Raw genomic sequence first — 22,921 nt, 5'->3', positions numbered from 1 at the left:
GCCGGGGTTGCCGGACGGTCGACGCCCGGGGTCACGGTACGGAGTCGAGGCGGCACGACGGCTGCGGCTCTGCGGCCCGGCGGGCACGATGAGATGCGCCTCGCCCGGCCCGTACGGGCCCGCTGACCCGGGTGGACCCCGAGGGCGTAACAGGAAGGATAAGGGTGCGCGGGCCCTTCGGATGACCGGGGGCGGTGCCTCTCCGGTCACACTCCCGGCACCGGGCCGTCACACCGCCTCCCCCGGGGCACCCTCCGCTCCGTCCGCCCGGCCCGCCGGGAACCCCCGCCGGGGTGAGACCCTGGTGGGGTGAAGAGCGCGGACACCGAATTCGTCGGCGGCCCCCTGGACGGCCGGATCCTCCCCATCCCGCTGGGCCCGATGTACGGGGTGCCCAAGAAGTACACCGTGCCGGTCCCTTCGCACGGGGACACTCCCGCGCGCACACTGGTGTACGTCCGGGCCAAGCAGCAGCGGGGCACCCGCTGGTTCTGGCGCTACGAGTACGACGAGGCGGCCACCGCCCGCGCTTCCGGGTGACGGCCGCCTCCCTCGCGGGAGGACGGCGATGGCGAGAACCGAACGGCACCCGAGGAACCGCTCCCGGTCGGTGTCGCTGCACAACCGGCAGGTGGCCGGGGTCACGGCCGGCCTGCTGGTGGCGGTCAGTGTCTACAGCGCGGTGCTCGGCTCCAACGGCTGGCTCTGGTTCGGCTGGACGGTGCTGCTGCTCGCGTGCGTGGCACTGTTCGCCGTCCGCTCCTGAGCGGCCGCACCGCCCGCCCCGGACCGTCGTCGGCGGTGGCGCCGCCGACGACGGTCCGGGGACCGGGGCCCGGACCGGTCAGGCGTCCTCGGCCAGGATCAGGTACAGCTTCTTGCGGGCCTCGTTGAGCACCTCCAGGCCCTTGGCGCGCTGCGCCTCGGTACCCGTCGCCATGACCTGACGGACGGCCTGCTCCACCGCGCCCAGCGCCTGGCCGACCTCCTGGACCGCGGCCCAGTCGACCTCCTGGCCGGCCTCGGCCCACGGCTCGTCCGGTCCGGCCTCGGCCTCGGTCCGGCCCGCCTCGGTGAGCTGGACCAGCCGCTTGCCGCCGACCTCCTCCGCCGTGACCAGGCCCTCCTCCTCCAGCAGCTGGAGGGTGGGGTAGACCGAACCGGGACTGGGCCGCCAGGCCCCGCCCGAGCGCTCGGCGATCTCGGCGATCATCTCGTAGCCGTGCATCGGCCGCTCCTTGAGCAGCGCCAGCAGCGAGGCACGCACGTCCCCGCGCCGGGCCCGCCCGCCGCGCCGTCCGCGCACCCACGGCGGCGGCCCGCCGAAGCCGCCCCGGGCCCACGGCGGACCCGGGCGTCCGCCCGGCCCGCCGCCGCCGAAGGGCGGCCCGAAGGGGCCGAACGCCCCCCGGCCCTCGAACCTCTCGCCGGGTGCACCGGCGAACTCCGGACCCGGGCGGCAACCGCCGGGCCCGCCTTCTCCACGGAATCGTCCTGGGCGCATGGCACCCACCTCCCGTTCGGGCCGCTCGGACGCGGCCCCGTCGCGACGATCGTCCAAACGATCGTTCGGGACAGTCGAGTTACTGTCTCGATAACTCGACGATATATCGCTGACTGTCGGCCGTCAACGGTTTCCGATACACCTTCCGACACTGCCGCCCCCGCGGCCGCTACGGTGCGTGCATGGCCGGAGAACGAGACCTCGCAACACTGCTGCGCGACCTGCGCCCCGAGCTCAACCCGGGGCGGTACGTCTACTGCACGCTCCCCACCAAGGTGCCCGCCGGACTGCGGCCGGTCGCCACGGTCGCCGAACCCGAGGGGGTGACGGTGGTGGTGGCCCAGGAGGAGGCGGACGCCCTGGGCCTGCGCTACGAGTACGTGGCCGCCTGGATCACCCTGCGGATCCACTCCGCCCTGGAGGCCGTCGGACTGACCGCCGCCGTCGCCACCCGGCTCGCCGAGGAGGGACTCAGCTGCAACGTGGTGGCCGGCTACCACCACGACCACCTCTTCGTCGCCGCCGACGACGCCGAGCGCGTCCTGCACGCCCTGAAGGAGCTCTCCGCCCGCCCCGCATGACCGGGGTGGCTCCACCGGGTGGCCGCCCGCCGGGGGCACTCGGACACTGGGAAGGGCCGGGCAGCCGCCCCGCCCCGCCGTCCGCCCCACCCGCCCGGAAGGAAGTGCGCCGCCATGGCCACCTGCGTCACCTGCGGCAACGACTACTGGCTCGCCTTCGAGATCAAGACCGTCACCGGCGACGTCTACACCTTCGACAGCTTCGAGTGCGCGATGGAGAAGCTCGCCCCGCGCTGCGAGCAGTGCAGCGTGCGGATCGTCGGCCACGGCGTCGAGGTGGCCGGGATGTTCTTCTGCTGCGCCCACTGCGCCCGCGTCAACGGCGGTCTCGGCGACCAGATCCGCGACGCCGTCGGCACCCACCCGGGCTGATTCCGCAGCCGCACCGCGAACGCCGAAGGCCCCCCGACCTGCTGTTTCGCAGATCGGGGGGCCTTCACCGACGTCAGGGGCGGAAGAGTCGGCCTGTACGCCGGGTTCTGTCTCCCGGGCCGCTCGCGCGGGCCGGGGAGGCGGTCATCCATCTAGGGCTGCCGTTGCCGACAGCCTCGTGCGGTCCACCCGCGGACTCGGGCGAGCAGCCCTCAAGCATCCGCGCACAGCGCCCTGGGGCGCCGATCTTGACCTTGCTCCAGGTGGGGTTTACCTAGCCGGCCGGGTCACCCCGGTCGCTGGTGGTCTCTTACACCACCGTTTCACCCTTACCCGTCGCCGAAGCGGCGGGCGGTCTGTTTTCTGTGGCACTGTCCCGCGGGTCACCCCGGGTGGGCGTTACCCACCACCCTGCTCTGTGGAGCCCGGACGTTCCTCGGCGGGTCCTGGGACCCGTCGCGACCGCCCGGCCGGCTCTTCCGCCGTAGGGGTCATGGTAGCCGCTCGGGCGGGGCCTCCCGTACTCCGGGGCGGGCCGGCGGCGGCTCCGCGCCGAGGTGGGCGGCCACCCGGGCCGCGGTGGCGGTGCCCCAGGCGGAGGTGGTGACCAGGCCGAGCACCAGGATCGTCGCACCGAGCCCCACCAGGATCCACCAGCCGGCGTGGCTCGCCGGGGCGAAACCGGTGAGCACCGGGCCGGCCACCGCCGAGACGACCACGGTGCCGATCACCGCGACGCCGAGCGACTGGCCGACCTGCCGGCTGGTCGAGGCGACGGCAGCCGCCACCCCCGCCTGGGCCCGCGGCATCCCGGACACGGCGGAGTTGGTGATCGGCGCGTTGACGAAGCCGAAGCCGAAGCCGAACAGCCCGTACGCGGCGAGCAGCAGCGCCGGCGGGGAGTCCGCCGCCAGCCGGGTCAGCAGCAGACCGCTGCCGATCAGGCCCAGACCCGCCAGCACCAGCGGCAGCCGGGGGCCCCTGGCACCGACGATCCGGCCCGACAGCGGCGCGCAGACCAGCATCATCACCGCCATCGGCAGCGTCCACAGGCCGGCCTCCATCGGGCTGTACCGGCGGACGTCCTGGAGGTAGATGGTATTGAGGAAGAGGAACCCGCCGAGCGAGGCGAAGGCGCAGACCGCGGTCAGGGTGGCCCCGGTGAACGGCGCACTGCGGAAGAACCGCGGGTCCACCAGCGGCTCGGCGACCCGCCGCTCCCAGAGCGGGAAGGCCAGCAGCGCGCCGATCGCCGCCGCGGCCAGGCCGAGGATCAGCGGGGAGGTCCAGCCGTGCTCCGGGCCCTCGATGATCGCGGCGGTGCCGCAGCCGAGCAGCACCACCATCAGCAGCTGCCCCACCGGGTCGAGCCGGCGGGCCCGCGGCGCGCGCGACTCGGGGACGTAACGGGCGGTCAGCAGGCAGGCCAGCAGTCCGACCGGGACATTGATCAGGAAGATCGCCGGCCAGCCGGCGGCATGCACCAGGAACCCGCCGAGCAGCGGCCCGAGCGCCATCGAGATGCCGACCACCCCGCCCCAGACGCCGATCGCCCGGGCCCGTTCGCGCGGCTCGGTGAAGGTGTTGGTGATGATCGACATGGCCACCGGGTTGAGCATCGAACCGCCCACCGCCTGGACCGCCCGGAACAGCACCAGCCACCCCAGGCTCGGCGCCAGGCTGCAGAGCAGCGAGCCGAGCACGAAGACCACCAGGCCGGTCTGGAACACCCGGCGGCGGCCGAAGCGGTCGGCGAGCGAGCCGAACAGCATCAGCAGCGAGGCCAGCACCAGGGTGTAGGCGTCGATGATCCACTGCAGACCGGAGGCCGGGGCGTCCAGGTCCTTCTGGATCTCCGGGAGGGCGATGTTCACCACGGTGTTGTCGAGCCCCACGATGAACAGGCTCATGCAGCAGATCGCCAGGACGAGCTGTCGGCGGCGCCGGCCGGGGTCGGCGACGGGCGGCGGACTCACGAAGGTCGCATCGGGCACGGGTCGATCCTCCCACCGGGGCCCGGCTCAGAGGGCGGCGAAGCGGACCGTCCGGGTGGCGGGGTCCGCGACGGTGAGCCGGGCGGCGATCCGGCCGCCCAGCGGCAGGGCGGCGCCGGGTGACTCCCCGTCGCCGGGTGACGCCCCGTCGGCCCCCTCACCGGGTCCGGTGCCCGCCCGGTCGCAGCGGGCCCGGACGGCCGGCTCGCGGAGCTGGACGGTGCCCCGGCCCGGCCGCTTCCCGTCCACGTCGATGACCACCGCCGGGAAGTCCTCGCCCACCCGGCCGGACAGCACCTCCGCCTCCACCAGGTCCACGCAGGCCCGTTCGACCTCGGCCGCCCGGCGGTCCCCCGCCGTCATCAGCGCGGCCACGTCCTCCAGCGCCTCGCGCGCCCAGTCCGGCGGCTCCTCGCCCGCCGCGACCGCCGCGCAGACCTCCTGGGCGAACCGGTCCCCCAGCCGGCGCAGCGGCGCGGTGCAGTGCGCGTACGGCGCGGCCAGCGCGGCGTGCCCGGGGTCGGCGGGCGCGGGACGGCCCCGGGCGGTGTCGAAGGCCCGGTGACCGGCGCCCCGCAGCAGGCCGGTGCACTCGTTCAGGAAGGCGGCGTGCAGCGGGCGGTCCGGGTCCAGCGAGCGGACCAGCTCCGGGTACGGCAGGCCGTCGGGCCAGTCGATGTCCAGCGCGCGGGCGGTGCGGCGCAGCCGCTCGTACGCGGCGGACGGCGCGGCCGGCAGGGTGCGGAGCAGACCGACCCCGGCGTCCAGCATCAGCTCGGCCGCGGCCATGCCGGTGAGCAGCGAGATCTGGGCGTTCCAGCCGTCGGCGGGGGTCGGCGCGCGGTAGCCGAGGACGTAACCGCGCGGGGTCTCCTCGATCTCCTGCTCGGGCACGGGCAGGCTGATCCCGCCGCGCTCGCGCTCCCGTTCCTCGCGCAGCCGGCCGACGGTGGCGAGCAGGGCGAGCTGCTCGTCGGCACCGCCGGCGTCCACGGCGCGCTGGACGGCCGCGTAGTCGAGCCGGCGGTGCGAGCGGACCACGGCGCGCCGCAGGTCGGCGAGGACGACGGCGCCGTCCTCGTCCAGGTCGAGCTGCCAGAGCAGCGCGGGGCGGGGTTCGCCGGGCAGCAGGCTCGCCGCGTCCTCGGAGAGCCGGGTGGGGTGCAGGGCCACCGACCGGTCGGGGAAGTACAGGGTCTGCACCCGGCGGCGGGCCTCCTCGTCGATCGCCCCGCCGGGGCGGACGAAGGCGGCGACGTCGGCGATGGCGTAGTGCACCCGGTAGCCGCCGCCGGGGCGGTGGGCGAGGTGCATGGCCTGGTCGAGGTCGCGGGAGCCGGGCGGGTCGACGGTGAACAGCGGCAGCCCGGTGGCGTCGTGGTCGGGCAGCCGGGGTGACCCGGCGGCCCGCTCGGCCTCCGCCAGCGCCGCCTCGGGCCATTCGGTGCGGATCTCCAGAGCGGCCCGCAGCTCGGCCAGTTCGGCGTTGATCCGGGCGGAGTCGGCGGCCTTGACGCGCAGTTTTCGGCGGGGCATGGGGGCAGCGTAGGGCCGGGCGGGTGGTTCCGGACGGAGGCCGGTGCGGGCGGCGCGTCCGGGCGGTCCGGTGGCGGGCGGGCGCGCCCGGGCGGACCTCCGGGCAGAGCCCCCGGGTGGGCCCGGCACGCGGGCGGACCGTCGGCGTAAGGAGTCGTAGCGTGGGAGGCGCTGATGATCGACGGCGAAGGGGGCGCACGCGATGCGGGCGGTACGGACCGTGGGAACGGCGGTGGCCGGAGTACTGGCGGGCACGGGGGCGCTGCACGCGCTGTGGACGGTGACGCCGTGGCCGTTGCGGACCCCGGAGGAGTTCGCGGACACCGTGGTCGGCACCGGCGAGGGGGTGCCACCGGCGGCGGCGTGCGCGGCGGTGGCGGGACTGCTCGGGACGGCCGCGTACCTGGTGGCCGCGGAGGCCGGGGCGGTGCCGGCGGTGGGGCCGGCGCGGCTGCGCCGGGCGGGGGTGCGGACGGTGTCGGCGGTGCTGCTGACGCGCGGCGCGGGCGGCCTGGTGGTGTTCGGGGGCGGGTTCGCCGAGCGCTCGGAGCGGTTCCGGCGCCTCGACACCCGGTACTACTCGCCGCTCTGTCTGGCGCTCGGTGCCGGCGCGGCGGTGGTCTCGGCGGCCGGCACGCGTTACCGGGAGCCCGGGCCGGTTGCGTAGGGTGGCCGGGTCCGCCGCCACAAAGTGTTGAGGAGTCCGCCGTGCTGGTCCTGTTGCCGCCCTCGGAGGGGAAGGCCGCGTCCGGGGACGGTGTGCCGGTGGCGCTCGACGGACTGTCGCTGCCCGGGCTGACGGCGGCCCGGGCCCGGGTGCTGGAGACGCTGGTCGGGCTCTGCCGGGGCGACGAGGACGCCGCCGCCGAGGTGCTGGGGCTGAGCCCCGGGCTGCGCGGCGAGGTGGCGCGCAACGCGGGTCTGCCGACGGCGGGCGCGTTCCCGGCCGGGGAGGTGTACACCGGTGTGCTCTTCGACAACCTCGGGCTGGCGACGCTCGACGAGGCCGCCCACGACCGGGCCGCGCGGTCGCTGCTGGTCTTCTCCGGGCTCTGGGGCGCCGTCCGGATCGACGACCGGATCCCGCCCTACCGCTGCTCGATGGGTGTGAAACTCCCCGGACTGGGGGCGCTCGGAGCGTACTGGCGGAGCGCGACGGCGTCCGTGCTGCCGGAGGTGGCCGACGGGCTGGTGCTGGACCTGCGCTCCTCCGCGTACGCGGCGGCCTGGAAGCCCGCCGGTGAGCTCGTCGCCCGGACGGCCACCGTGCGGGTGCTGCAGGAGCGCGACGGCAGGCGCACGGTGGTGAGCCACTTCAACAAGGCCACCAAGGGCCGTCTGGTCCGCGACCTGCTGGTCGCGGGCGCCGAGCCCAAGACGCCCGGCGAGCTGCTGGACGCGCTGCTCGGGCTCGGCCACCGGGTGGAGGTCGCCGCCGAGGGCACCGCGCGCAAGCCGTGGCAGCTGGACGTGGTGGTCACCGAGGTGCACTGAGCGCCCGTGGACGCGCCCGTGGACGCGTTCCCGGATCGATTCCCGGATGCGTCCTCGACGCGTTCCCTGCCGGAACCGCGCCGGGGCCGGCCGGACGGGATCCGACCGGCCCCGGCGTCCGTCGGCGCGGGTGCCCGGCGTCCGTCAGCGTGTCAGCGCGTCAGCGCAGGTGCCCGGTGTCGTTGAGCAGCCGCAGCGAGGCGTTGCCGTCCGCGTAGTACTGGAGGGCGCAGATCGAGGCGGCGGACAGCTCCATCCGGTACAGCGAGTCCGGCGGAGCGCCCAGCGCCAGCCGGACCAGCGTCTTGATCGGGCTGACGTGCGAGACCACCAGCACGGTCTTCCCCGGGTAGCGGGCGAGGACCTTGTCCCGGGCCACCCCGACCCGGTGGGTGAGGGTGGTGAAGCTCTCACCGCCGCCGGTCGGCCTGGCCCTGGCGGAGCCGAGCCAGGCGGCGAGGTCCTCCGGGTACCGCTCCTGGACCTCGCCGAAGGTCAGCCCCTCCCAGGCCCCGAAGTCGACCTCGCGCAGCCCCTCCTCGTAGCGGACCTCCAGGCCCAGCCGGGCGGCCACGGTCTCGGCGGTCTGCCGGGTGCGCAGCATCGGCGAGGCCACCACGGCCTGGACCGAGCCGCGCGCGGCGAGCGCCTCGGCGGCCCGCTCGGCCTGCCAGCGGCCCTTCTCCGACAGCTCCGGGTCGGTGCCGCCGCTGCCGGAGAACCGCTTCTCCGGGGTGAGGTGGGTCTCGCCGTGCCGGAGCAGGACGAAGGTGGTCGGGGTACCGAGGTCGGCGGGCGCCGCCCAGCCGGCCTTGGGGGCGGCGGTCTCCAGCGGCGGTCCGGGTTCGTCGGCGGCGGCCGCCCGGGGAGCCCTGGGCTCCCACTGGCGGCCCGCCTTGCCCGCGTCCATCGCCTCGTTGGCCAGCCGGTCGGCGTCCTTGTTCCGCTCGCGCGGGATCCAGCTGTACGCCACCTGCCCGCGCGGGAAGACCTCGCGCGCCTCGGCCGCGAGCGGCTGCATGTCCGGGTGCTTGATCTTCCACCGGCCGGACATCTGCTCGACGACCAGCTTGGAGTCCATCCTGACGTCCACCGAGGCGGCCGGGTCGATCGCCCGGGCCGCCCTGAGGCCGGCGATCAGGCCCTTGTACTCGGCGACGTTGTTGGTCGCGTGGCCGATGAACTCCGCAGCCTCGGCGATGATCTGTCCGGTGTCGCCGTCCCGGACCACCGCGCCGTAGCCGGCCGGCCCCGGGTTCCCCCGGGAACCGCCGTCCGCCTCGACGACGAACCTGCGCACGGCCACCGGGTCAGACGCCCGAATCGGCGGTGCGTACCAGGATCCGCGAGCAGTTCTCGCAGCGGACCACCTTGTCGGCCGGCTCGGCCTTGATGGAGTTCAGCTCGGTGATCGAGAACTCGGTGCGGCAGCCCTCGCAGCGGCGCTGGAACAGGCGCGCCGCGCCGACGCCGCCCTGGGTCTCGCGCAGCTTGGCGTAGACCTTCATCAGGTCGGCCGGGACGGCGACGGCGACGGCCTCGCGGTCGCGGCGGACCTTCTCCACCTCGGCGTCGATCTCGGCGTACGCGGCGTCCCGGCGGCCCTCGGCCTCGGTCAGCACGACGGTGGAGTGCTCCAGGCGCGCGGTCAGCTCGGTGACCCGGGTCTGGGCGGACTCCAGCCGCTCCATGATCTCCAGCACGACGTCCTCGAGGTCGCCCTGGCGCTTGGCCAGCGAACCGATCTCGTGCTGGAGGTTCTCCAGGTCCTTCGGCGAGGTGATCGCGCCGGAGTCCAGGCGCTGCTGGTTGCGGGCGGCCCGGGAACGGACCTGCTCCACGTCCTGCTCGGCCTTGGTCAGCTCACGGGTGGTGTCGCCGTGCTGGGCCTGGGCGGCGACCACCAGGTCCTTCAGGGCGGTGTGGTCGGCGTTGACCTTGTCGATCTCGGCGTGCTCCGGCAGGCTGCGCCGCCGGTGGGCCAGCTGGTCGAGCTTGGAGTCGAAGGCCTGGAGGTCGAGCAGGCGGATCTGGTCGGCGGGCGCGGCGTTCAAGCGGAGAGCTCCTGTGAATCGGGTCAGGCGGGGAAGGACATGGGGGCGTGCGCGGTCCACGGGTCGGTGACCGTTCGGGAGACCCTGGTCTCCACGGTCCACCCGCGCTTCTCGGCGGTCCCGAGCAGCGCCCGCTCGGCCAGCGGCAGCCAGGGCCATTCGGTGGCCCAGTGCGCGGCGTCGACCAGGGCGATCGGCGCCGCCTCGGCGGCCTCGGAGGCCGGGTGGTGGCGCAGGTCGGCGGTCAGGTAGGCGTCGACGCCCGCCGCGCGCACCTCGGCGAACAGGCTGTCGCCCGAGCCGCCGCACACCGCGACCCGGCTGATCAGCCGGTTCGGGTCGCCGGAGACCCGGACGCCGGCGGCGGTGGCCGGCAGGCCGGCGGCGACCCGCGCGGCGAACGCGGCCAGCGGCAGCGGGGGCTCCAGCAGGCCGACCCGTCCGGTGCCGCGCCGGCCCAGCGGGTCGGTCGGGTCCGGGACCAGCGGGCCGGTCACGGTCACGCCGACCGCCTCGGCGAGCGCGTCCGAGACGCCCGGGTCGGCGTGGTCGGCGTTGGTGTGGGCCACGTGCAGGGCGATCCCGGCGCGGATCAGGGTGTGCACGACCCGGCCCTTGAAGGTGGTGGCGGCCACGGTGGTGGTGCCGCGCAGGTACAGCGGGTGGTGGGTGACCACCAGGTCCGCCCCCCACTCGACCGCCTCGTCGACGACCGCCTGCACGGGGTCGACGGCGAACAGCACGCGGCGGACCTCGGCCCGGGGGTCTCCGCAGACCAGGCCGACGGCGTCCCAGGACTCCGCCCACTGCGGCGGGTACAGCTCTTCGAGGGCGGTGATGACGTCGGACAGTTTCGGCACCTGTCGAGACTACCGTGCGCGCGGGGACAGCCGTCCGCCCGCCCGGCCGACCTGCCCGACCCGCCCGGGCGGCCGCCGGACCGCGTCGGCGCCCGCGGGACGACCCGGCCCGGGGTGCCCGGGCACGCGTCAACCCGCGGCGCGGGCGTCCCGGGCGGGCGGCGGCCCCGTTCGGCCGCCGCGCGGGCCCGGTTCGCGCCGGGTGACCGGGCGGTCGTCGCGCACACCCCGCGGTTCGCACGAATTCGAAACGGCGCCCGGATCACCCTTACGAGTGAAGTGACCGGCTTCGGATTGAGCACCGCTCGCTACCGAAAGTAACTTCACTCCGGCGAAAGGGAGTTGTCCCGGCAACGGGAGCCGCCCCGGCCGGGCACCGGAGCGGTGACCGGCCGCAGGCGCTTCCGCAGGTGCTTCCCCCGGCGCGCGGAACGGGCCGGACGCCCGGAACCGGGCGGATGCGGCCGGGGCGGTGCGGACCACCGCCGGGGCGCCGGACCCCGGGCCTTCCGAGGAACCGATTTCAGGCCGTGGCCGCCGGTCCCGGTGCCCGAGCGGGCACCGGGACCGGCGCGTCGGCAGCCGACGAAGGGATGTGGTGGCGGATGCGGGCGGACACATCGCTGCGGACGGCCGGTGGCACGGACCCGGTGGACGACGGCGCACCGGCGGAGGACCGGCCGACGGGCGACGGTCCCGACCCCGACGGCGGCCGGTGGCCCGGGATGACGCGGAGCGCCCTCGCCGCCGGGAGTCGTCGGGCCGACGGACCGGACCGGCACGCCGACGGGCAGGACCGGCGGGACGGGCAGGACCGGCGGGTCGGCTGGCGGGTGGACGTCGAAGGCTTCTGGTCCACCGCCAGACCGACGCCGGGCGAACTCCCCGACGAGGGCTGGAAGCTCCACGTCAGCGCCGCCTCGACGGTCGGGGGCGCGGTGCTCGCGGCCGTCACCGAAGTACTCGCCGAGGACCCCTGCGCGTTCCGGTTCGCGACCGGCCCGGCCCAGCTGCACGAGCTCAACTCGCGTCACAGCGAACAGGGTTCGGCCGGCAAGTTCATCACCGTCTACCCGGTCGGCGAACCGCAGTTCCGGCGGCTGGCCGCCGCGCTGCACCGCGCCACCGACGGCCTGCCCGGACCCGCGGTGCTCTCCGACCGCCCGTACCGGCCCGGCAGCCTGGTCCACTACCGGTACGGCGCCATCGCGGCCCGGGCCGAGCTGGGCAACGACGGCGGCTACCGGTCGATGCTGCGCGGGCCGGACGGCGAGCGGGTCGAGGACGTGCGGGGGGCCTCGTACCGGATCCCGCCGTGGGCCCGGGATCCGCTGGCCACCGACGGACCGCGGGCGTTCGACGGACCGCGGGCCTCCCCCGGACCGGCCCCCTTCGGCCCGACCCCGCCCGGCTCGCCCGGCGCCACCGACGCCCGGTCGGTACCCGGTCCCGGTACTGGTGCTGGTGCCGGGTACCGACCGGGCGTCGGCCGGCCCGCGCCCCGGCGGCGCGGCAGCGGCGGGGTCCTGCTCGCCGGACGCTACGTGGTCACGGGGGCGATCCGGAACGGCGCCAAGGGCGGCGTCTTCCTGGGCCGCGACACCGACGGCGGTGACGAGGTCGTGGTCAAACAGGCCCGCGCGCACATCGAGATGGACCCGGCCGGCACGGACGCGCGCGCCGCCCTGCGGCACGAGGCCGCGCTGCTCGCCCGGCTGGAGGGCCTGGGGCTGGCCCCGAGACCGGTCGAACTCGTCGAACAGGACGACTCGCTCTTCCTGGTGCAGGAACGAATCGCCGGACAGCCGCTCGGCAGCTGGGTCGCGGCCCGGCTGCGCCGCGACGGCAGCCCCGACGTCGACTGGGCCGAGGCAGGACCGATGGCCCACATCCTGCTCGACCTCGTCGAGCGGGTGCACGAACAGGGGCTGGTGCTGCGCGACCTCTCCCCCGGCCATGTGCTCGTCCAGCCGGACGGCTCGCTGCGGCTGGTGGACCTGGAGCTGGCCGCCGAGGCCGGCAGCCCCGCCGGATCGTCCGGCGTGCCCGGCTACCGTGCCCCCGAGCAGGGACCGGGGCGGCTCGCCCTGGTCCCCGCCGCCGGGGCCCCGGTGGCGGCGCGACGCGGCGGCGGGTTCGCCGGCCTGACGGCGGGGCGCGGCGGCGACGGCACCCGCACCGCCGAGCCGGAGGCGGACCTCTACGCGCTGGGCGGGCTGTTCTTCCTGCTCGCCACCGGCCACGACCCGCTGCTGCCCGAGGACCTGCCGCACGCCCGCCCGGTCACCGAGCGGCTCGGCCGCTGGCTCGCCCTCGCCGCCCGCTGCGGCACCACCGCGCGCCGACTGGCTCCGGCCGTCCTCGGCCTGCGCGCCGAGGACCCGCGCCACCGGTGGCACCCCGCCCTGGTCCGGGAGTCCCTCGCGGCCGACGGGAGCGCCCCCTCACCGCCCGCCCTCTCCTCGCCCGCCCGCCCGGCCGGCCCGGACCGCCCGGTGCCGGTGCGGGAGGCCGATCGCCTCGCCGGAACCGGCCCGACCGGGGCCGACGACGACAGCCTCCCGACCGGGACCGGGACCGGCGGTCGGACCGGGACGGCCGGGGCCTTCTGGCACACCGAACCCGCCACTGCTCCCCCGGACCGGCCGGGGCCCGGTCCGGCCGCCGCCACCCGCGCCGACGGGCGCCCCCGCGGCCACGGCCGCACCCCCGCCCGGAGCGACACCGCCCGGAGCGACACCGCCGTCCTCGACCGGGTGCTGCACGACGGCCTCCGGCACATCGCCGCCACCGCCACACCCTCGCGCCGGGACCGGCTGTGGCCCGTGGTGCCGGCCGGCGAACGCGCGGACCCCTGCAACGTCCAGCACGGCGCGGCCGGCGTCCTGGCCGTCCTCGCCCGCGCGGCCGCGACCGCCGGGCTGCCGGAGGACGTCCGGGCCACCGCCCGCGCCACCGCCCGGACCGCCGCCGACTGGATCGAGCGCCGCTGCGCCGCCGAACCGGTGGTCCTGCCCGGACTGCACTTCGGACGCTCCGGCGCCGCCTGGGCCCTGCTGGACGCCGCCCGTGCCCTGGACGACCGGGCCCTCGCGGGGCGAGCGGCCGGGCTGGCCGCGCGGATAGCCGTCGAGTGGCCGAACCCGGACGTCAGCCACGGCGCGGCCGGCGCCGGCTTCCTGCAACTCCGCTGCGCCGCCGAGGAGCTGCCGGGATCCGCCGCCGACGCCGGGACGGCCGGGGCGGCGGAGTTCCTCGCCCGGGCGTCGCGGTGCGGCCACGGCCTCCTCGCCGCGGCACGGCAGGCACCCTACGGCGCGGTGTGGCCGGTGCCGCAGGACTTCGACTCCGCGCTCGCCGGGATCACCCGTCTCGGATTCGCCCACGGGGTCGCGGGTGTCGGCGCCTTCCTGCTGGCGGCGGCCGGGGCCACCGGGGACGGCGCGCTGCTCGCCGGCGCCGTCGAGGCCGGCCGCACCCTCGCCGCCACCGTCCGCCTCGACCCGTCGGCCGCGCCGGGGCGGGCCGACGACGACGGCTCCCCCGCCGCCCGGTGGCCGCGGAGCGCCGACGACCCCGCGCACGTCCGCCTGACCCACTGGTGCAACGGCTCCTCCGGCGCCGGCAGCTTCCTGCTGCGGCTGTGGCGCGCCACCGGCGACGCCGAGGCGCGCCGACTGGCCCTGGCCGCCGGGCGGGCGGTCACCGCGGGGCGCTGGCACAGCGGTGTCTGCGCCTGCCACGGCCTGGCCGGGGACGGGGAGTTCCTGCTCGACCTCGCCGGGGCGACCGGCGATCCGGGGTTCCGCGCCGCGGCCGTCGAGTCGGGCCTGCTGATCGCCGCCCGCGCGGCGCTGCGCGACGGGCTGCTGGCCCTGCCGGACGAGACCGGGACCGGGTGCGCACCCGCGTACGGCACCGGGACGGCGGGGGCGCTGGCCTTCCTGCTGCGGCTGCGGCACGGCGGTCCGCGGCTCTGGGTGGACCCGGTCCCGTTCGGCGCACCGCTCGGTACGCCGTCCGACGCATCGGGTACACCGTCCGACGCACCGGGCGCACCGTCCGGGCGGACCGGCCCCGATCCCGATCCCGCCGGGCAGGTGGATTCATGGACGTGACCACCCGGGCCGGGACCCAGGCCCTGCGCCGGCTCGGCTTCACCTTCTCCGCCGACGGCAGCCACGCCGCCTGCCTGGCCTCCGCCGCCGACGGCGGCTGGTACGCCGAGAGCTGGCACCTCCCCGCCCGGGGCCCCGCCCGGCCGACCGGTCTCCCGCTGCCCGGCCACCGCTCCGAGGACCTCCGCTCGCAGCTGGTCGCCCTGCCGGACGGCTCGGTGCTGGTCCGCCGTGCCGACGGCGACCGGCACGACCTGGTGACGCTCTCCGCCGCCACCGACCAGTACGGCAGGGCCGTCACCGCCGAACGACCGCTGACCACCCTGCGGATGCCCGGCCTCCGGCTCCTGCCGCTCCCGGGGGGCGCGGCGTCGGGCCCCCACGCCCCGGTCGCCCTCGCCCTGGGCAGCGACACCCGGCCGGGCACCACGGTCTGGCTGGTCCGGGCCGACGGTTCGGCGCCGCACCGGATCGCCGAGATCCCGGGCCTGCACGGCGGTGGCATCTGGCTGGACCGCGCCGGAGCGCTGCTGGCCCTCGACCGGGTGGGCGACGGCCTGGTCCGCACCGTGGTGCTCGACCTGCGCACCGGCACCGTCACCCCGCTGCTGGAGATCGGCGAGCGCAGCAACGACCGGCTGCTGCTGTTCGACCCGGACAGCCGGTTCGCGATGGTGCGCAGCGACGCGCCCGGCACCGACCGGATCGGCTGGGGCGTGCCGGGCGGCGGCGAGCCGCTGCGGTTCCCGGAGGCCCTGCACGTCGCGGGCATGTTCCTGCGGCCGGTCGCCCTGTGTCCGGCGGCCGACGGACCACGGGTCGCCGTGCAGCTCGACCACGGCGCGGGCTGCTCGCTCGCCCTGTGGCGGCCCGCCCTGGGCCGGCTGGACCCGTTGCCGGTCCCGCCCGGACGGCTCGGCGCGGTCGGCCACTGGTCGGCGGAGGGGCTGCGGCTGCCGTACTCGGCGCCGGACCACCCGGCCGCGCTCGCCACCCTGGACGTGGACGCGCTGCTGACCCAGGGACCGGTCGCCAGCACCTCGGGGCCGGTGCCGCTGCCGCTCCAACTGGCCCCGCTCGGCTCAGGGTTGCCCGGGCCGTGGCGGGACACCGTGCTGCCCTGGCAGCCCGGCGTCACCCGGAGCCGCCCCGGTACGACGCCGCGCGGCTGGCGGCTGGACGGTTCCGCCGAGCCGGGCGACGGCGGCCGCTGGCACCCCGCCCAGAGCCTCGAACTCTCGGGCCCGGCAGGCCCGTTGGAGGCGGTGGTGTACGGCGGGGATGCCTGGCTGAGCAGCCCCCAGCTGGTGCTGGCCCTGCACGGCGGCCCGGCGGACGCCTGGCGGCTGGAGTTCGACCCGGCGCTGCAGCGGATGGCCGGCGAGGGCCTGGCCGTGCTCGCCCCGAACCAGCGCGGCTCCACGGGCTACGGGGTCGCGCACGCGCTGGCGATCCGGGGCGCCTGGGGCGGGCCCGATCTCGACGACGTCCTGCACCTGCTGGAGGGCATCGCCGGCCAGCGGGCCGCGCTCGGCCTGGAACCGCCGGCCCTGTTCGGGGTCAGCTACGGCGCCTTCCTCGCCCTGCTGGCGGCGGCCCACGCGCCGGCCGATCAGGTGGCGCGCTGCGCGGTGGTCGCGCCGTTCCTGTCCGGCGCCCGGCTGCTCGCCGAAGCCTCCGACCCGGTCCGGGCGCTGACCACCCGGCTGGGCGGCGGGGATCCGATCGCGGACGCCCGCGGACCGCGCGACGTGCTCCAGCTCGCACACCGGATCGGCGTGCCGCTCCTGGTCGTGCACGGCGACCGGGACGAGGTGGTGCCGGTGAGCCAGTCCCGTTCGCTGCGGCACGAGTTGCTGCGGATCGGGCGCACCGAGGGCGCCGACTTCCGCTACGTCGAGGCGGCGGGAGCCGGGCACGAGGTGCTGGCCGAGGAGGGCGGCGCGGTACTGCACGAGCTGCTCGCCGGGTTCCTGCGCACCGGCCGCCCGGGCTAGGGGTTGGGCCCCTGGGCCCCCGGCCGCTGGTACCGCTCGACCATCGTTTGTACCGGTGGCGGCAGCCAGTCGTCGTTCTCGATCCGGTGGCCGGAGAGCTGTCGCAGGACGTCGGACGCGGTGGGCCGGCGCCCGGGGTCGTGGTCCAGGCACCGGAGCACGACCGCCGCCAGCTGGGCGGGAAGCAGGCCCAGGGCGGATTCCAGCGGCACACCCGGGGCGAACGGAGCGGCGCCACCGGCGTGGCACAGCACCATGCCGAACGCGTACAGGTCGACGGCGGGGGTCACCGGCGCGCCCGAGAGCTGTTCCGGGGCGACGAAGCCGGCCGTACCGACGACGAATCCGGTCGAGGTGAGCCGGGTGTCGTCGGCGGCCCGGGCGATGCCGAAGTCGATGAGCCGCGGGCCGGTGCCGGAGACGATGACGTTGCCCGGCTTGAGGTCGCGGTGGATCACCCCGCAGCGGTGGATCTCCTCCAGGGCCTCGGCGATCCCGGCCGCGAGCGCGTGCAGCGTGCGCCCCGGGACCGGGCCGTGCCGACGGAGGACCTCCTGCAGCGACGGGCCGGGGATGTACTCGGTGGCCAGCCAGGGCGGGCTGCCGTAGGGATCCGCGTCGACCACGGGCGCGGTGTGGAAACCGCCGACCCTGCGCGCGGCCTCGATCTCGCGGGCGAAGCGGCGCCGGAAGGCCGGGTCGGCGGCGAGCTCCGGGTTCACGGCCTTCACGGCGACCGGGCGGCCGCCGGGAGTCAGGCCCAGGTAGACCGTTCCCATGCCACCCCGGCCCAGCTCGCCGGTCAGGCGGAAGCGGCCGAGCCGGCCGAGGTCGCCCTGCGCGGGGACGGTCGGGGGGTACGCGTCGGCCGGCGGCGAAGGCGCCCGGTGGACGGGCGGCGCACCACCGGGCAACCCACCGCCGGTCCCGCCCGGCGTCACGGGCGGGCCACCGGGATTCCGTTCGACCGCGCGTCGCCGGGCCCGCCGACGCGCGGTCGACGTGACCAGCACGATCAGCGTCACGACGATCGCGACCGCCACCAGCAGCACCGGCTCCATCCAGCCCCCCGCCCTCGCTGGTCCCCGGGCCGCCGCGTCCCCGTGCCGCGGCCCCTGCGCGGAGTATCCCGGATCCGCCTGCCCGGCGGGAGCGGAATGCGCCGCCGGGAGCACCGGTCGAGTGTCCGGTCCGGCCGGGGGGCGGGCCGCGCCGGCGGGTGGGGCGCACGAACCGTCGGGCGGTCCGGGGCCGGGCGGTCCGGGGGACGGGGCGCCGTGATCCCGGTAGGACCCCGCACACCCCGGCGGTTAGGGTGGCGGCCGCGCCCCGGCCGCTTCCTCACGGGACCGGCCGGAGGCCGGACGACCCGTACCCTCGCACGGAAGCACGGACAGACGATCTTGATCTCCGACACCCTCACCGACACCGACGAGACCACGGCCGAGGACACCGCGGCGGCCGGTCGCCACCGCGGCCGCTCCGCCGCCGACGACAGCCCCGAGGCGGACCCGCACGGCCGCCACCGCGCGGCCTCGGCCGACCTGGCCTGACCCGGTCGCGGTGGGTCCGGCCCGGTGCGTGCGCGCCCGGCCCGACCCACCGCCCGGACCGGCCGTCGCACCCCCGGCCGTCGTACCCCCGGCCGTCAGCCCGAGCCGTCGGCCCCCGGCCCCGGCCCTCAGCCCGGCAGCACCACGGTCCGCAACGCCTCGCCGCCGCGCATCTGCGCCAGCGCCTCGTTGACCTCCGCCAGCGCGACCCGATGGGTGACCATCCCCGCGAGGTCGATCCGCCCGGCCCGCCACAGCTCCACCACCAGCGCGACGGTGTGCGACAGCGGGGCCCCGCCGTACAGCGAGGGCAGCAGCCGCTTCTCGTTGAAGAACAGCTCCCCCATGCCGAACCGGACCTGGTCGTCCTGCGCCCCGGCGCCGATCACCACCACGGCACCGCCGCGCCGGGCCGCGTCGTAGGCCGCCCGGACGGTGGCCGAGCGGCCGACCGCCTCGAAGACGTAGTCGAACCCGCCGCCCGGCAGGCCCTTCGCCGCCGCCCTGAGCTCCTCCGGGGCGAGCGCCTCGGTCGCGCCGAAGGCGAGCGCCCGCTCCCGGCGGGACACCACCGGGTCGACCACCGCGATCCGGCCCGCGCCGCAGACCCGGGCGCCCTGGACCGCGGCGACGCCCACCCCGCCGGCGCCGATCACCGCGACCGACGCGCCGGGCTCGACCCGGGCGGTGTGGACGGCCGCGCCGATACCGGTGGTCACGCCGCAGCCGATCAGCGCGGCCAGTTCGTACGGGAGGTCGGCGGGCACCGGGACCACCGCGTCGCGGTCCACCACCACCTCCTCGGCGAAGGTGCCGGTGCCGTAGAAGCCGGACGCCTCCACCGCGCCGGTCCCGTCCCCGCCGAAGCGGAAGCCCGGGGCGCCGAGTCGTCGCAGGCCGGCCACGCAGAGGTGGGAGCGCCCGCGCTCGCAGTGCGCGCAGCGGCCGCACGGCGCGATCCAGCTGAGCAACACCCGGTCGCCGACGGCGACCCCCGTCACCCCCTCGCCGACCTCGACGACGTCGCCGGCGCCCTCGTGCCCGGGGACGAACGGCGCGGGCTGGGGCAGCACGCCGCTCATCGCCGACAGGTCGGAGTGGCAGAGGCTCGCGGCCCGCAGCCTGATCCTCACCCTGCCCGGACCGAAGCCGACCGCCTCGACGTCGTCGCGGACGTCGAGCGTCTCCTGACCGGTCCTGTGCAGAACGGCGGCACGCATGGGCTGCTCCCGGGGGTCCGTCGCGGATCCGCGGATCGTCGGATCCGCGGATCGTCGGTCGGCCCGATTCTGGCACGCCGCGCCCGGGCCGAGTAGAACACGTTCCATTCCACCGCGCGCCCGGACAGCGCCCGCGCCGGCCACCGGGCCGGACCGGCCGTTTGTCGGGCCCGGGGCGGGCCCGGGGTCGGGGACGGGCGTTGGGGCCCGCGGCGTACCGTCGAGTAGGGTCCGACGGCGAGCAGCACCACCGGACCCCACCGGACCACCCCCGCCGAGGAGCAGCACCATGTCCGACCTCCCGCAGACCGCGCACCCCCGGCCCGAGGTGCTGGCCGCGTTCGAGGGCGCGACCGGGTTCATGCCCGTCGACGAGGGCCTCGCGCTCTACGCCGCCGCCGTGACCGCGGCCCGCCGCACCGGCCTGCCGGTGCTGGAGATCGGCACCTACTGCGGCCGCTCGGCGATCCTGCTGGCCGAGGCCGCCCGGGAGACCGGCACCGTGGCGCTGACCGTCGACCACCACCGCGGCTCCGAGGAGCAGCAGCCCGGCTGGGAGTACCACGACCCGACCCTGGTCGACCCGGAGGTCGGCCGGATGGACACCCTCCCCCGGTTCCGCCGCACCCTGCACGCGGCCGGCCTGGAGGACCACGTGATCGCCCTGGTCGGCCGCTCGCCCCGGATCGCGGCGGTGTGGGGCGGCGGGCTGGCCCTGGTCTTCATCGACGGCGGCCACACCGACGAGCACGCCACCGCCGACTACGAGGGCTGGGCACCGCACCTGGCGCCCGAGGGCCTGCTGGTCGTCCACGACGTCTTCCCCGACCCGGCCGACGGCGGCCAGGCGCCCTACCGCGTGTACCTGCGGGCGCTCGCGGAGGGCTTCGAGGAGGTCTCGGTGACCGGTTCGCTGCGCGTCCTGCGCCGCGCCGCCACCGGCTGACCCGCGGGTCGGGACCGCCGTCCGGCCCGCCGCGCACGCCGCGTCGGGCACTCCGCGGGCACTCCGCGGGGCAGCGCCGTCCGGACGCCGCGCGGGGTGTCCGGAATCGGCCGACCCGCCCCACGGGCGATCACGGATGCTCTAACGTCGTGCCGGGGCTGCCGGGTGCGGGGCGCGAACGGTACGGTGTCCGCGCGGTCGCGGACGCCCGCGACCGCGGCGCGGCCGCACGACACCAGCAGAGCACCCGGGCGGAGCAGGCCCGGGCAGACCGTGGGGGCCAGGGACAGATGACGGACCAGCAGAACACCGCTCCGGCGGTCTGGGACCCGACCGCCCGCGGCGGTGCGGGCGGCTGGGTGCGCGGTCCGCAGCAGCCCTCCGCCCCGGGCGCGCCGCCGACCGCCCCGCCGGCCGCCCCCGGCCCGCCCCCGGCGTCCCCCGCCGGACCGCCGCAGGCCGGACCGTACGACGAGGACGCCCCGACCGCCCTCATTCCGCAGCCGGTGCCGCCGCGCCCCGACGCGCCCGGCGCCTTCCCGCCCCGGAGCGCGCCGCAGCAGCAGGCCCCCTACGGCCCGCCCCGGCCCGCCCAGCAGCCGCCGTACCCGCCGCAGGCCCAGCCGCGGCCCGGGTACGGCCAGGCGGCCCCCTCCGGCCGGGCCCCGTACGGGGCGCCCGGCCGGCCGCCGTACGACCCCGCCCAGCAGGGCCACGCCCAGCCCGGGTACGCCCGGCCCGAGCACCCCGGGAACGAGTACCCGCAGCAGTACGAGCACCCCCAGCACGAGTACCCGCAGCACGAGTACGCCGGGCACGACTACCCGACCGGCTACGAGGACGACGACGAGGGCCCCGGCAACAAGCGCGCTCCCCTGCTCATCGCCTTCGCCCTGCTGTTCGTGCTGGCCCTCGGCGGCGGCATCCTCTGGGCGGTGAAGGACAAGGACCCGGGCACCGACCAGGCCGGCTCCGCGACCCCCTCCGCCACCGCGACCGGCGCCGCCTCCGGCACCGGGAACCCCCAGCCCGCCCCGGCCCCCACCGGCGCCGACCCGACCCCGACCGCGCCCGACCCCGCGGCGAGCACCGGCCCGTCCGCCTCCCCGACCGCCGCCGGTGCCAACGCGCCCACCCAGGCCAAGGCCCTGGACGAACTGCTCACCCAGGGCGAGAGCGCCAAGGCCCCGATCGGCAACGCCGTCGCCAAGGTGAACAGCTGCCCGACCAAGCCCGACATCGAGTCCGCCGCCCAGGTGTTCGACAGCGGTGCCAAGCAGCGCGACCAACTGCTGGCCAAGCTCGCCCAGCTGAGCGTCACCGACCTGCCCGGCGGCCCGGACGCGGTGCAGTCGCTGAAGTCCGCCTGGCAGTTGTCCGCCGACATCGACCGGGCGTACGCGAGCTGGGCCCGGACGGTCGCCTCCCAGGGCTGCACGGGCAGCGCCCCGAACACCGCCGACAAGAAGCGCGCCGACGAGCTCAACCCGCAGGCCACCCAGGCGAAGAAGGACTTCGTCACGAAGTGGAAGGCGATCGCCGACCAGTTCGGACTCACCCCCCGCACCCAGGACCGGATCTGAACCACCCGTGACTCGCACCACCCGCCGGACGGCCGGCCCCACCGAACCCGACGGCACCGACCCCGGCGGCACCGACCCCGGCGGCACCGCTCCCGACCGTGCCGCCACCGGGCGTGCCGGCGCCGCCCCCGGCCGGGACCGCCGCCCGCGCCGCTCGGCGCCGTTGCGCGCCGTGACCGCGATCGCCGTGCTGGCGCCGCTCGGCCTGGCCGGCTGGCTCGGCTGGCGGACCGTCGGCAGCCCCGACCGGAGCGTCCCCGCCGTCGCGGCCGCCGGCACCGGCACCCCCGCCGCGGCACCGCCCGGCGGGGCGGGAACCGGCGCCGCGCCCACCGGCACCCCGGCGCCCGGCGCCGCTCCCACCGGCACCGCCGACCCCGCCGTCCCGCTCCCGGTCGCCACCTCCACCGCGCTCGCGGGCCGCACCGTCCTCCTCGACCCGGGCCACAACACCGGCAACTCCGCCCACACCGCCGAGATCAACCGCAAGGTCGACATCGGCAACGCCCGCAAGGAGTGCGACACCACCGGCACCAGCACCAACAGCGGCTACAGCGAGGCCGAGTACTCCCTCGACGTGGTCCACCGCGCCCGGGCGATCCTCGCCGCCCGCGGCGCCACCGTGGTGCTGGCGCACGACGGCGACCGGCCGTGGGGGCCGTGCATCGACGAGCGTGCCCGGATCGGCAACGCCGCCCACGCCGACGCCGCGGTCTCGGTGCACGGCGACGGCGGGCCGGCGAACGGCAGCGGATTCCACGTGATCATGCCCGCCAAGGTGGTCGCCGGGAAGGCCGACACCGCGGCGATCGTCGACCCCTCGCACCGGCTGGGCCTGTTGCTGCGCGACAGCTTCCACGCGGCCACCGGCGAGCCCTACGCCGACTACGTCGCGAGCAAGGGCCTGGACACCCGTTCGGACCTCGGCGGACTGAATCTCTCGACCGTCCCCAAGGTGTTCATCGAGTGCGGTAACATGCGCAACCCGGCCGACGCCCGCCGGATGACGGACCCTCAGTGGCGCCAGCAGGCCGCCCAGGGGATCGCCGACGCGCTGACCTCGTTCCTGACCACCCGGTAGGACCCCGGCGGGAGCCCCCGTCCGGCGG

At 76.9% G+C, this 22,921-nt stretch carries 20 protein-coding genes and 1 other RNA gene; 12 read left to right on the top strand and 9 right to left on the bottom strand.

Annotated elements, in window-relative coordinates; genetic code table 11:
- The first annotated feature begins 309 nt into the window (after positions 1-309).
- Together ACIPYS_RS01545 and ACIPYS_RS01540 are read left to right on the top strand one after the other, a co-directional pair.
- Complete coding sequence (locus tag ACIPYS_RS01545; RefSeq protein WP_107452606.1) at positions 310-540, top strand: hypothetical protein; 231 nt, start codon at positions 310-312, stop codon at positions 538-540.
- A 28-nt stretch (positions 541-568) separates the two neighbouring features.
- Positions 569-766, top strand: coding sequence for a hypothetical protein (locus ACIPYS_RS01540; RefSeq protein WP_159425007.1), 198 nt, complete (start codon positions 569-571; stop codon positions 764-766).
- A 78-nt stretch (positions 767-844) separates the two neighbouring features.
- Here ACIPYS_RS01540 and ACIPYS_RS01535 read toward each other — a convergent pair whose 3' ends face one another.
- A complete protein-coding gene (locus ACIPYS_RS01535; RefSeq protein WP_093862259.1) occupies positions 845-1,504 on the bottom strand; it encodes a PadR family transcriptional regulator in 660 nt (219 codons plus the stop codon).
- A 182-nt stretch (positions 1,505-1,686) separates the two neighbouring features.
- Between ACIPYS_RS01535 and ACIPYS_RS01530 the strand changes: the two genes are divergently transcribed.
- Together ACIPYS_RS01530 and ACIPYS_RS01525 are read left to right on the top strand one after the other, a co-directional pair.
- A complete protein-coding gene (locus ACIPYS_RS01530; RefSeq protein ID WP_093862258.1) occupies positions 1,687-2,085 on the top strand; it encodes an ACT domain-containing protein in 399 nt (132 codons plus the stop codon).
- Between the two features lie 114 nt (positions 2,086-2,199).
- Positions 2,200-2,457 carry a hypothetical protein gene (locus ACIPYS_RS01525; protein WP_030391599.1) on the top strand — a complete coding sequence of 86 codons (258 nt, stop codon included), beginning with the start codon at positions 2,200-2,202 and terminating at the stop codon, positions 2,455-2,457.
- Positions 2,458-2,537: 80 nt separating this feature from the next.
- On the opposite strand, the gene rnpB is transcribed toward ACIPYS_RS01525, so the two are convergent.
- From rnpB to ACIPYS_RS01510, 3 genes are all read right to left on the bottom strand, one after another.
- Positions 2,538-2,935, bottom strand: an RNA gene (gene rnpB, locus ACIPYS_RS01520) — RNase P RNA component class A.
- Between the two features lie 13 nt (positions 2,936-2,948).
- Positions 2,949-4,367, bottom strand: coding sequence for an MFS transporter (locus tag ACIPYS_RS01515; RefSeq protein ID WP_093865157.1), 1,419 nt, complete (start codon positions 4,365-4,367; stop codon positions 2,949-2,951).
- 111 nt (positions 4,368-4,478) lie between these two features.
- On the bottom strand, positions 4,479-5,987 hold the full coding sequence (locus ACIPYS_RS01510; RefSeq protein ID WP_400741793.1) for an RNB domain-containing ribonuclease: 1,509 nt from the start codon (positions 5,985-5,987) through the stop codon (positions 4,479-4,481).
- Between the two features lie 202 nt (positions 5,988-6,189).
- Here ACIPYS_RS01510 and ACIPYS_RS01505 point away from each other — a divergent pair, with 202 nt between their 5' ends.
- On the top strand, positions 6,190-6,654 hold the full coding sequence (locus ACIPYS_RS01505) for a DUF3995 domain-containing protein (RefSeq protein WP_400741790.1): 465 nt from the start codon (positions 6,190-6,192) through the stop codon (positions 6,652-6,654).
- Between the two features lie 41 nt (positions 6,655-6,695).
- Positions 6,696-7,481, top strand: a complete 786-nt coding sequence (gene yaaA, locus ACIPYS_RS01500) for a peroxide stress protein YaaA (protein WP_093862254.1) — start codon at positions 6,696-6,698, stop codon at positions 7,479-7,481.
- Positions 7,482-7,641: 160 nt separating this feature from the next.
- Here yaaA and ACIPYS_RS01495 read toward each other — a convergent pair whose 3' ends face one another.
- The 3 genes from ACIPYS_RS01495 to ACIPYS_RS01485 are packed head-to-tail and all read right to left on the bottom strand — an operon-like array spanning position 7,642 to position 10,395.
- Entirely contained in the window at positions 7,642-8,781 is a 1,140-nt protein-coding gene (locus ACIPYS_RS01495) for a bifunctional RNase H/acid phosphatase (RefSeq protein WP_400741786.1), read from the bottom strand.
- 10 nt (positions 8,782-8,791) lie between these two features.
- Positions 8,792-9,535, bottom strand: coding sequence for a zinc ribbon domain-containing protein (locus ACIPYS_RS01490; RefSeq protein WP_197698624.1), 744 nt, complete (start codon positions 9,533-9,535; stop codon positions 8,792-8,794).
- 23 nt (positions 9,536-9,558) lie between these two features.
- Positions 9,559-10,395 (bottom strand): Nif3-like dinuclear metal center hexameric protein, encoded by an 837-nt coding sequence (locus tag ACIPYS_RS01485; protein ID WP_093862251.1) that lies wholly within the window; start codon positions 10,393-10,395, stop codon positions 9,559-9,561.
- A 605-nt stretch (positions 10,396-11,000) separates the two neighbouring features.
- On the opposite strand from ACIPYS_RS01485, the gene ACIPYS_RS01480 reads away from it, so the two are divergent.
- Positions 11,001-14,513 carry a lanthionine synthetase LanC family protein gene (locus ACIPYS_RS01480; protein WP_400741781.1) on the top strand — a complete coding sequence of 1,171 codons (3,513 nt, stop codon included), beginning with the start codon at positions 11,001-11,003 and terminating at the stop codon, positions 14,511-14,513.
- Complete coding sequence (locus tag ACIPYS_RS01475) at positions 14,504-16,510, top strand: alpha/beta fold hydrolase (RefSeq protein WP_400741778.1); 2,007 nt, start codon at positions 14,504-14,506, stop codon at positions 16,508-16,510. The genes ACIPYS_RS01480 and ACIPYS_RS01475 overlap by 10 nt, the downstream gene beginning before the upstream one ends.
- Here ACIPYS_RS01475 and ACIPYS_RS01470 read toward each other — a convergent pair.
- The gene (locus ACIPYS_RS01470) at positions 16,507-17,571 is read right to left on the bottom strand and encodes a serine/threonine-protein kinase (protein WP_400741775.1); all 1,065 of its coding nucleotides are present in this window, start codon (positions 17,569-17,571) and stop codon (positions 16,507-16,509) included. The genes ACIPYS_RS01475 and ACIPYS_RS01470 overlap by 4 nt on opposite strands.
- A gap of 342 nt (positions 17,572-17,913) precedes the next feature.
- Between ACIPYS_RS01470 and ACIPYS_RS01465 the strand changes: the two genes are divergently transcribed.
- Positions 17,914-18,063, top strand: a complete 150-nt coding sequence (locus ACIPYS_RS01465; RefSeq protein WP_159425005.1) for a hypothetical protein — start codon at positions 17,914-17,916, stop codon at positions 18,061-18,063.
- Positions 18,064-18,191: 128 nt separating this feature from the next.
- On the opposite strand, the gene ACIPYS_RS01460 is transcribed toward ACIPYS_RS01465, so the two are convergent.
- On the bottom strand, positions 18,192-19,283 hold the full coding sequence (locus ACIPYS_RS01460; RefSeq protein WP_400741771.1) for an alcohol dehydrogenase catalytic domain-containing protein: 1,092 nt from the start codon (positions 19,281-19,283) through the stop codon (positions 18,192-18,194).
- A 289-nt stretch (positions 19,284-19,572) separates the two neighbouring features.
- Between ACIPYS_RS01460 and ACIPYS_RS01455 the strand changes: the two genes are divergently transcribed.
- From ACIPYS_RS01455 to ACIPYS_RS01445, 3 genes are all read left to right on the top strand, one after another.
- Positions 19,573-20,229 carry a class I SAM-dependent methyltransferase gene (locus ACIPYS_RS01455; protein ID WP_400741768.1) on the top strand — a complete coding sequence of 219 codons (657 nt, stop codon included), beginning with the start codon at positions 19,573-19,575 and terminating at the stop codon, positions 20,227-20,229.
- A 290-nt stretch (positions 20,230-20,519) separates the two neighbouring features.
- A complete protein-coding gene (locus ACIPYS_RS01450; protein WP_400741765.1) occupies positions 20,520-21,812 on the top strand; it encodes a hypothetical protein in 1,293 nt (430 codons plus the stop codon).
- Positions 21,813-21,819: 7 nt separating this feature from the next.
- Positions 21,820-22,893, top strand: coding sequence for an N-acetylmuramoyl-L-alanine amidase (locus ACIPYS_RS01445; RefSeq protein WP_400741762.1), 1,074 nt, complete (start codon positions 21,820-21,822; stop codon positions 22,891-22,893).
- Positions 22,894-22,921: the final 28 nt, after the last annotated feature.

It is taken from the genome of Kitasatospora sp. NPDC089913, assembly GCF_044748625.1.
GTDB lineage: Bacteria > Actinomycetota > Actinomycetes > Streptomycetales > Streptomycetaceae > Kitasatospora.
Note: the sequence above shows the minus strand (reverse complement) of the source record. Positions and strands in the feature narration are given on the sequence as shown.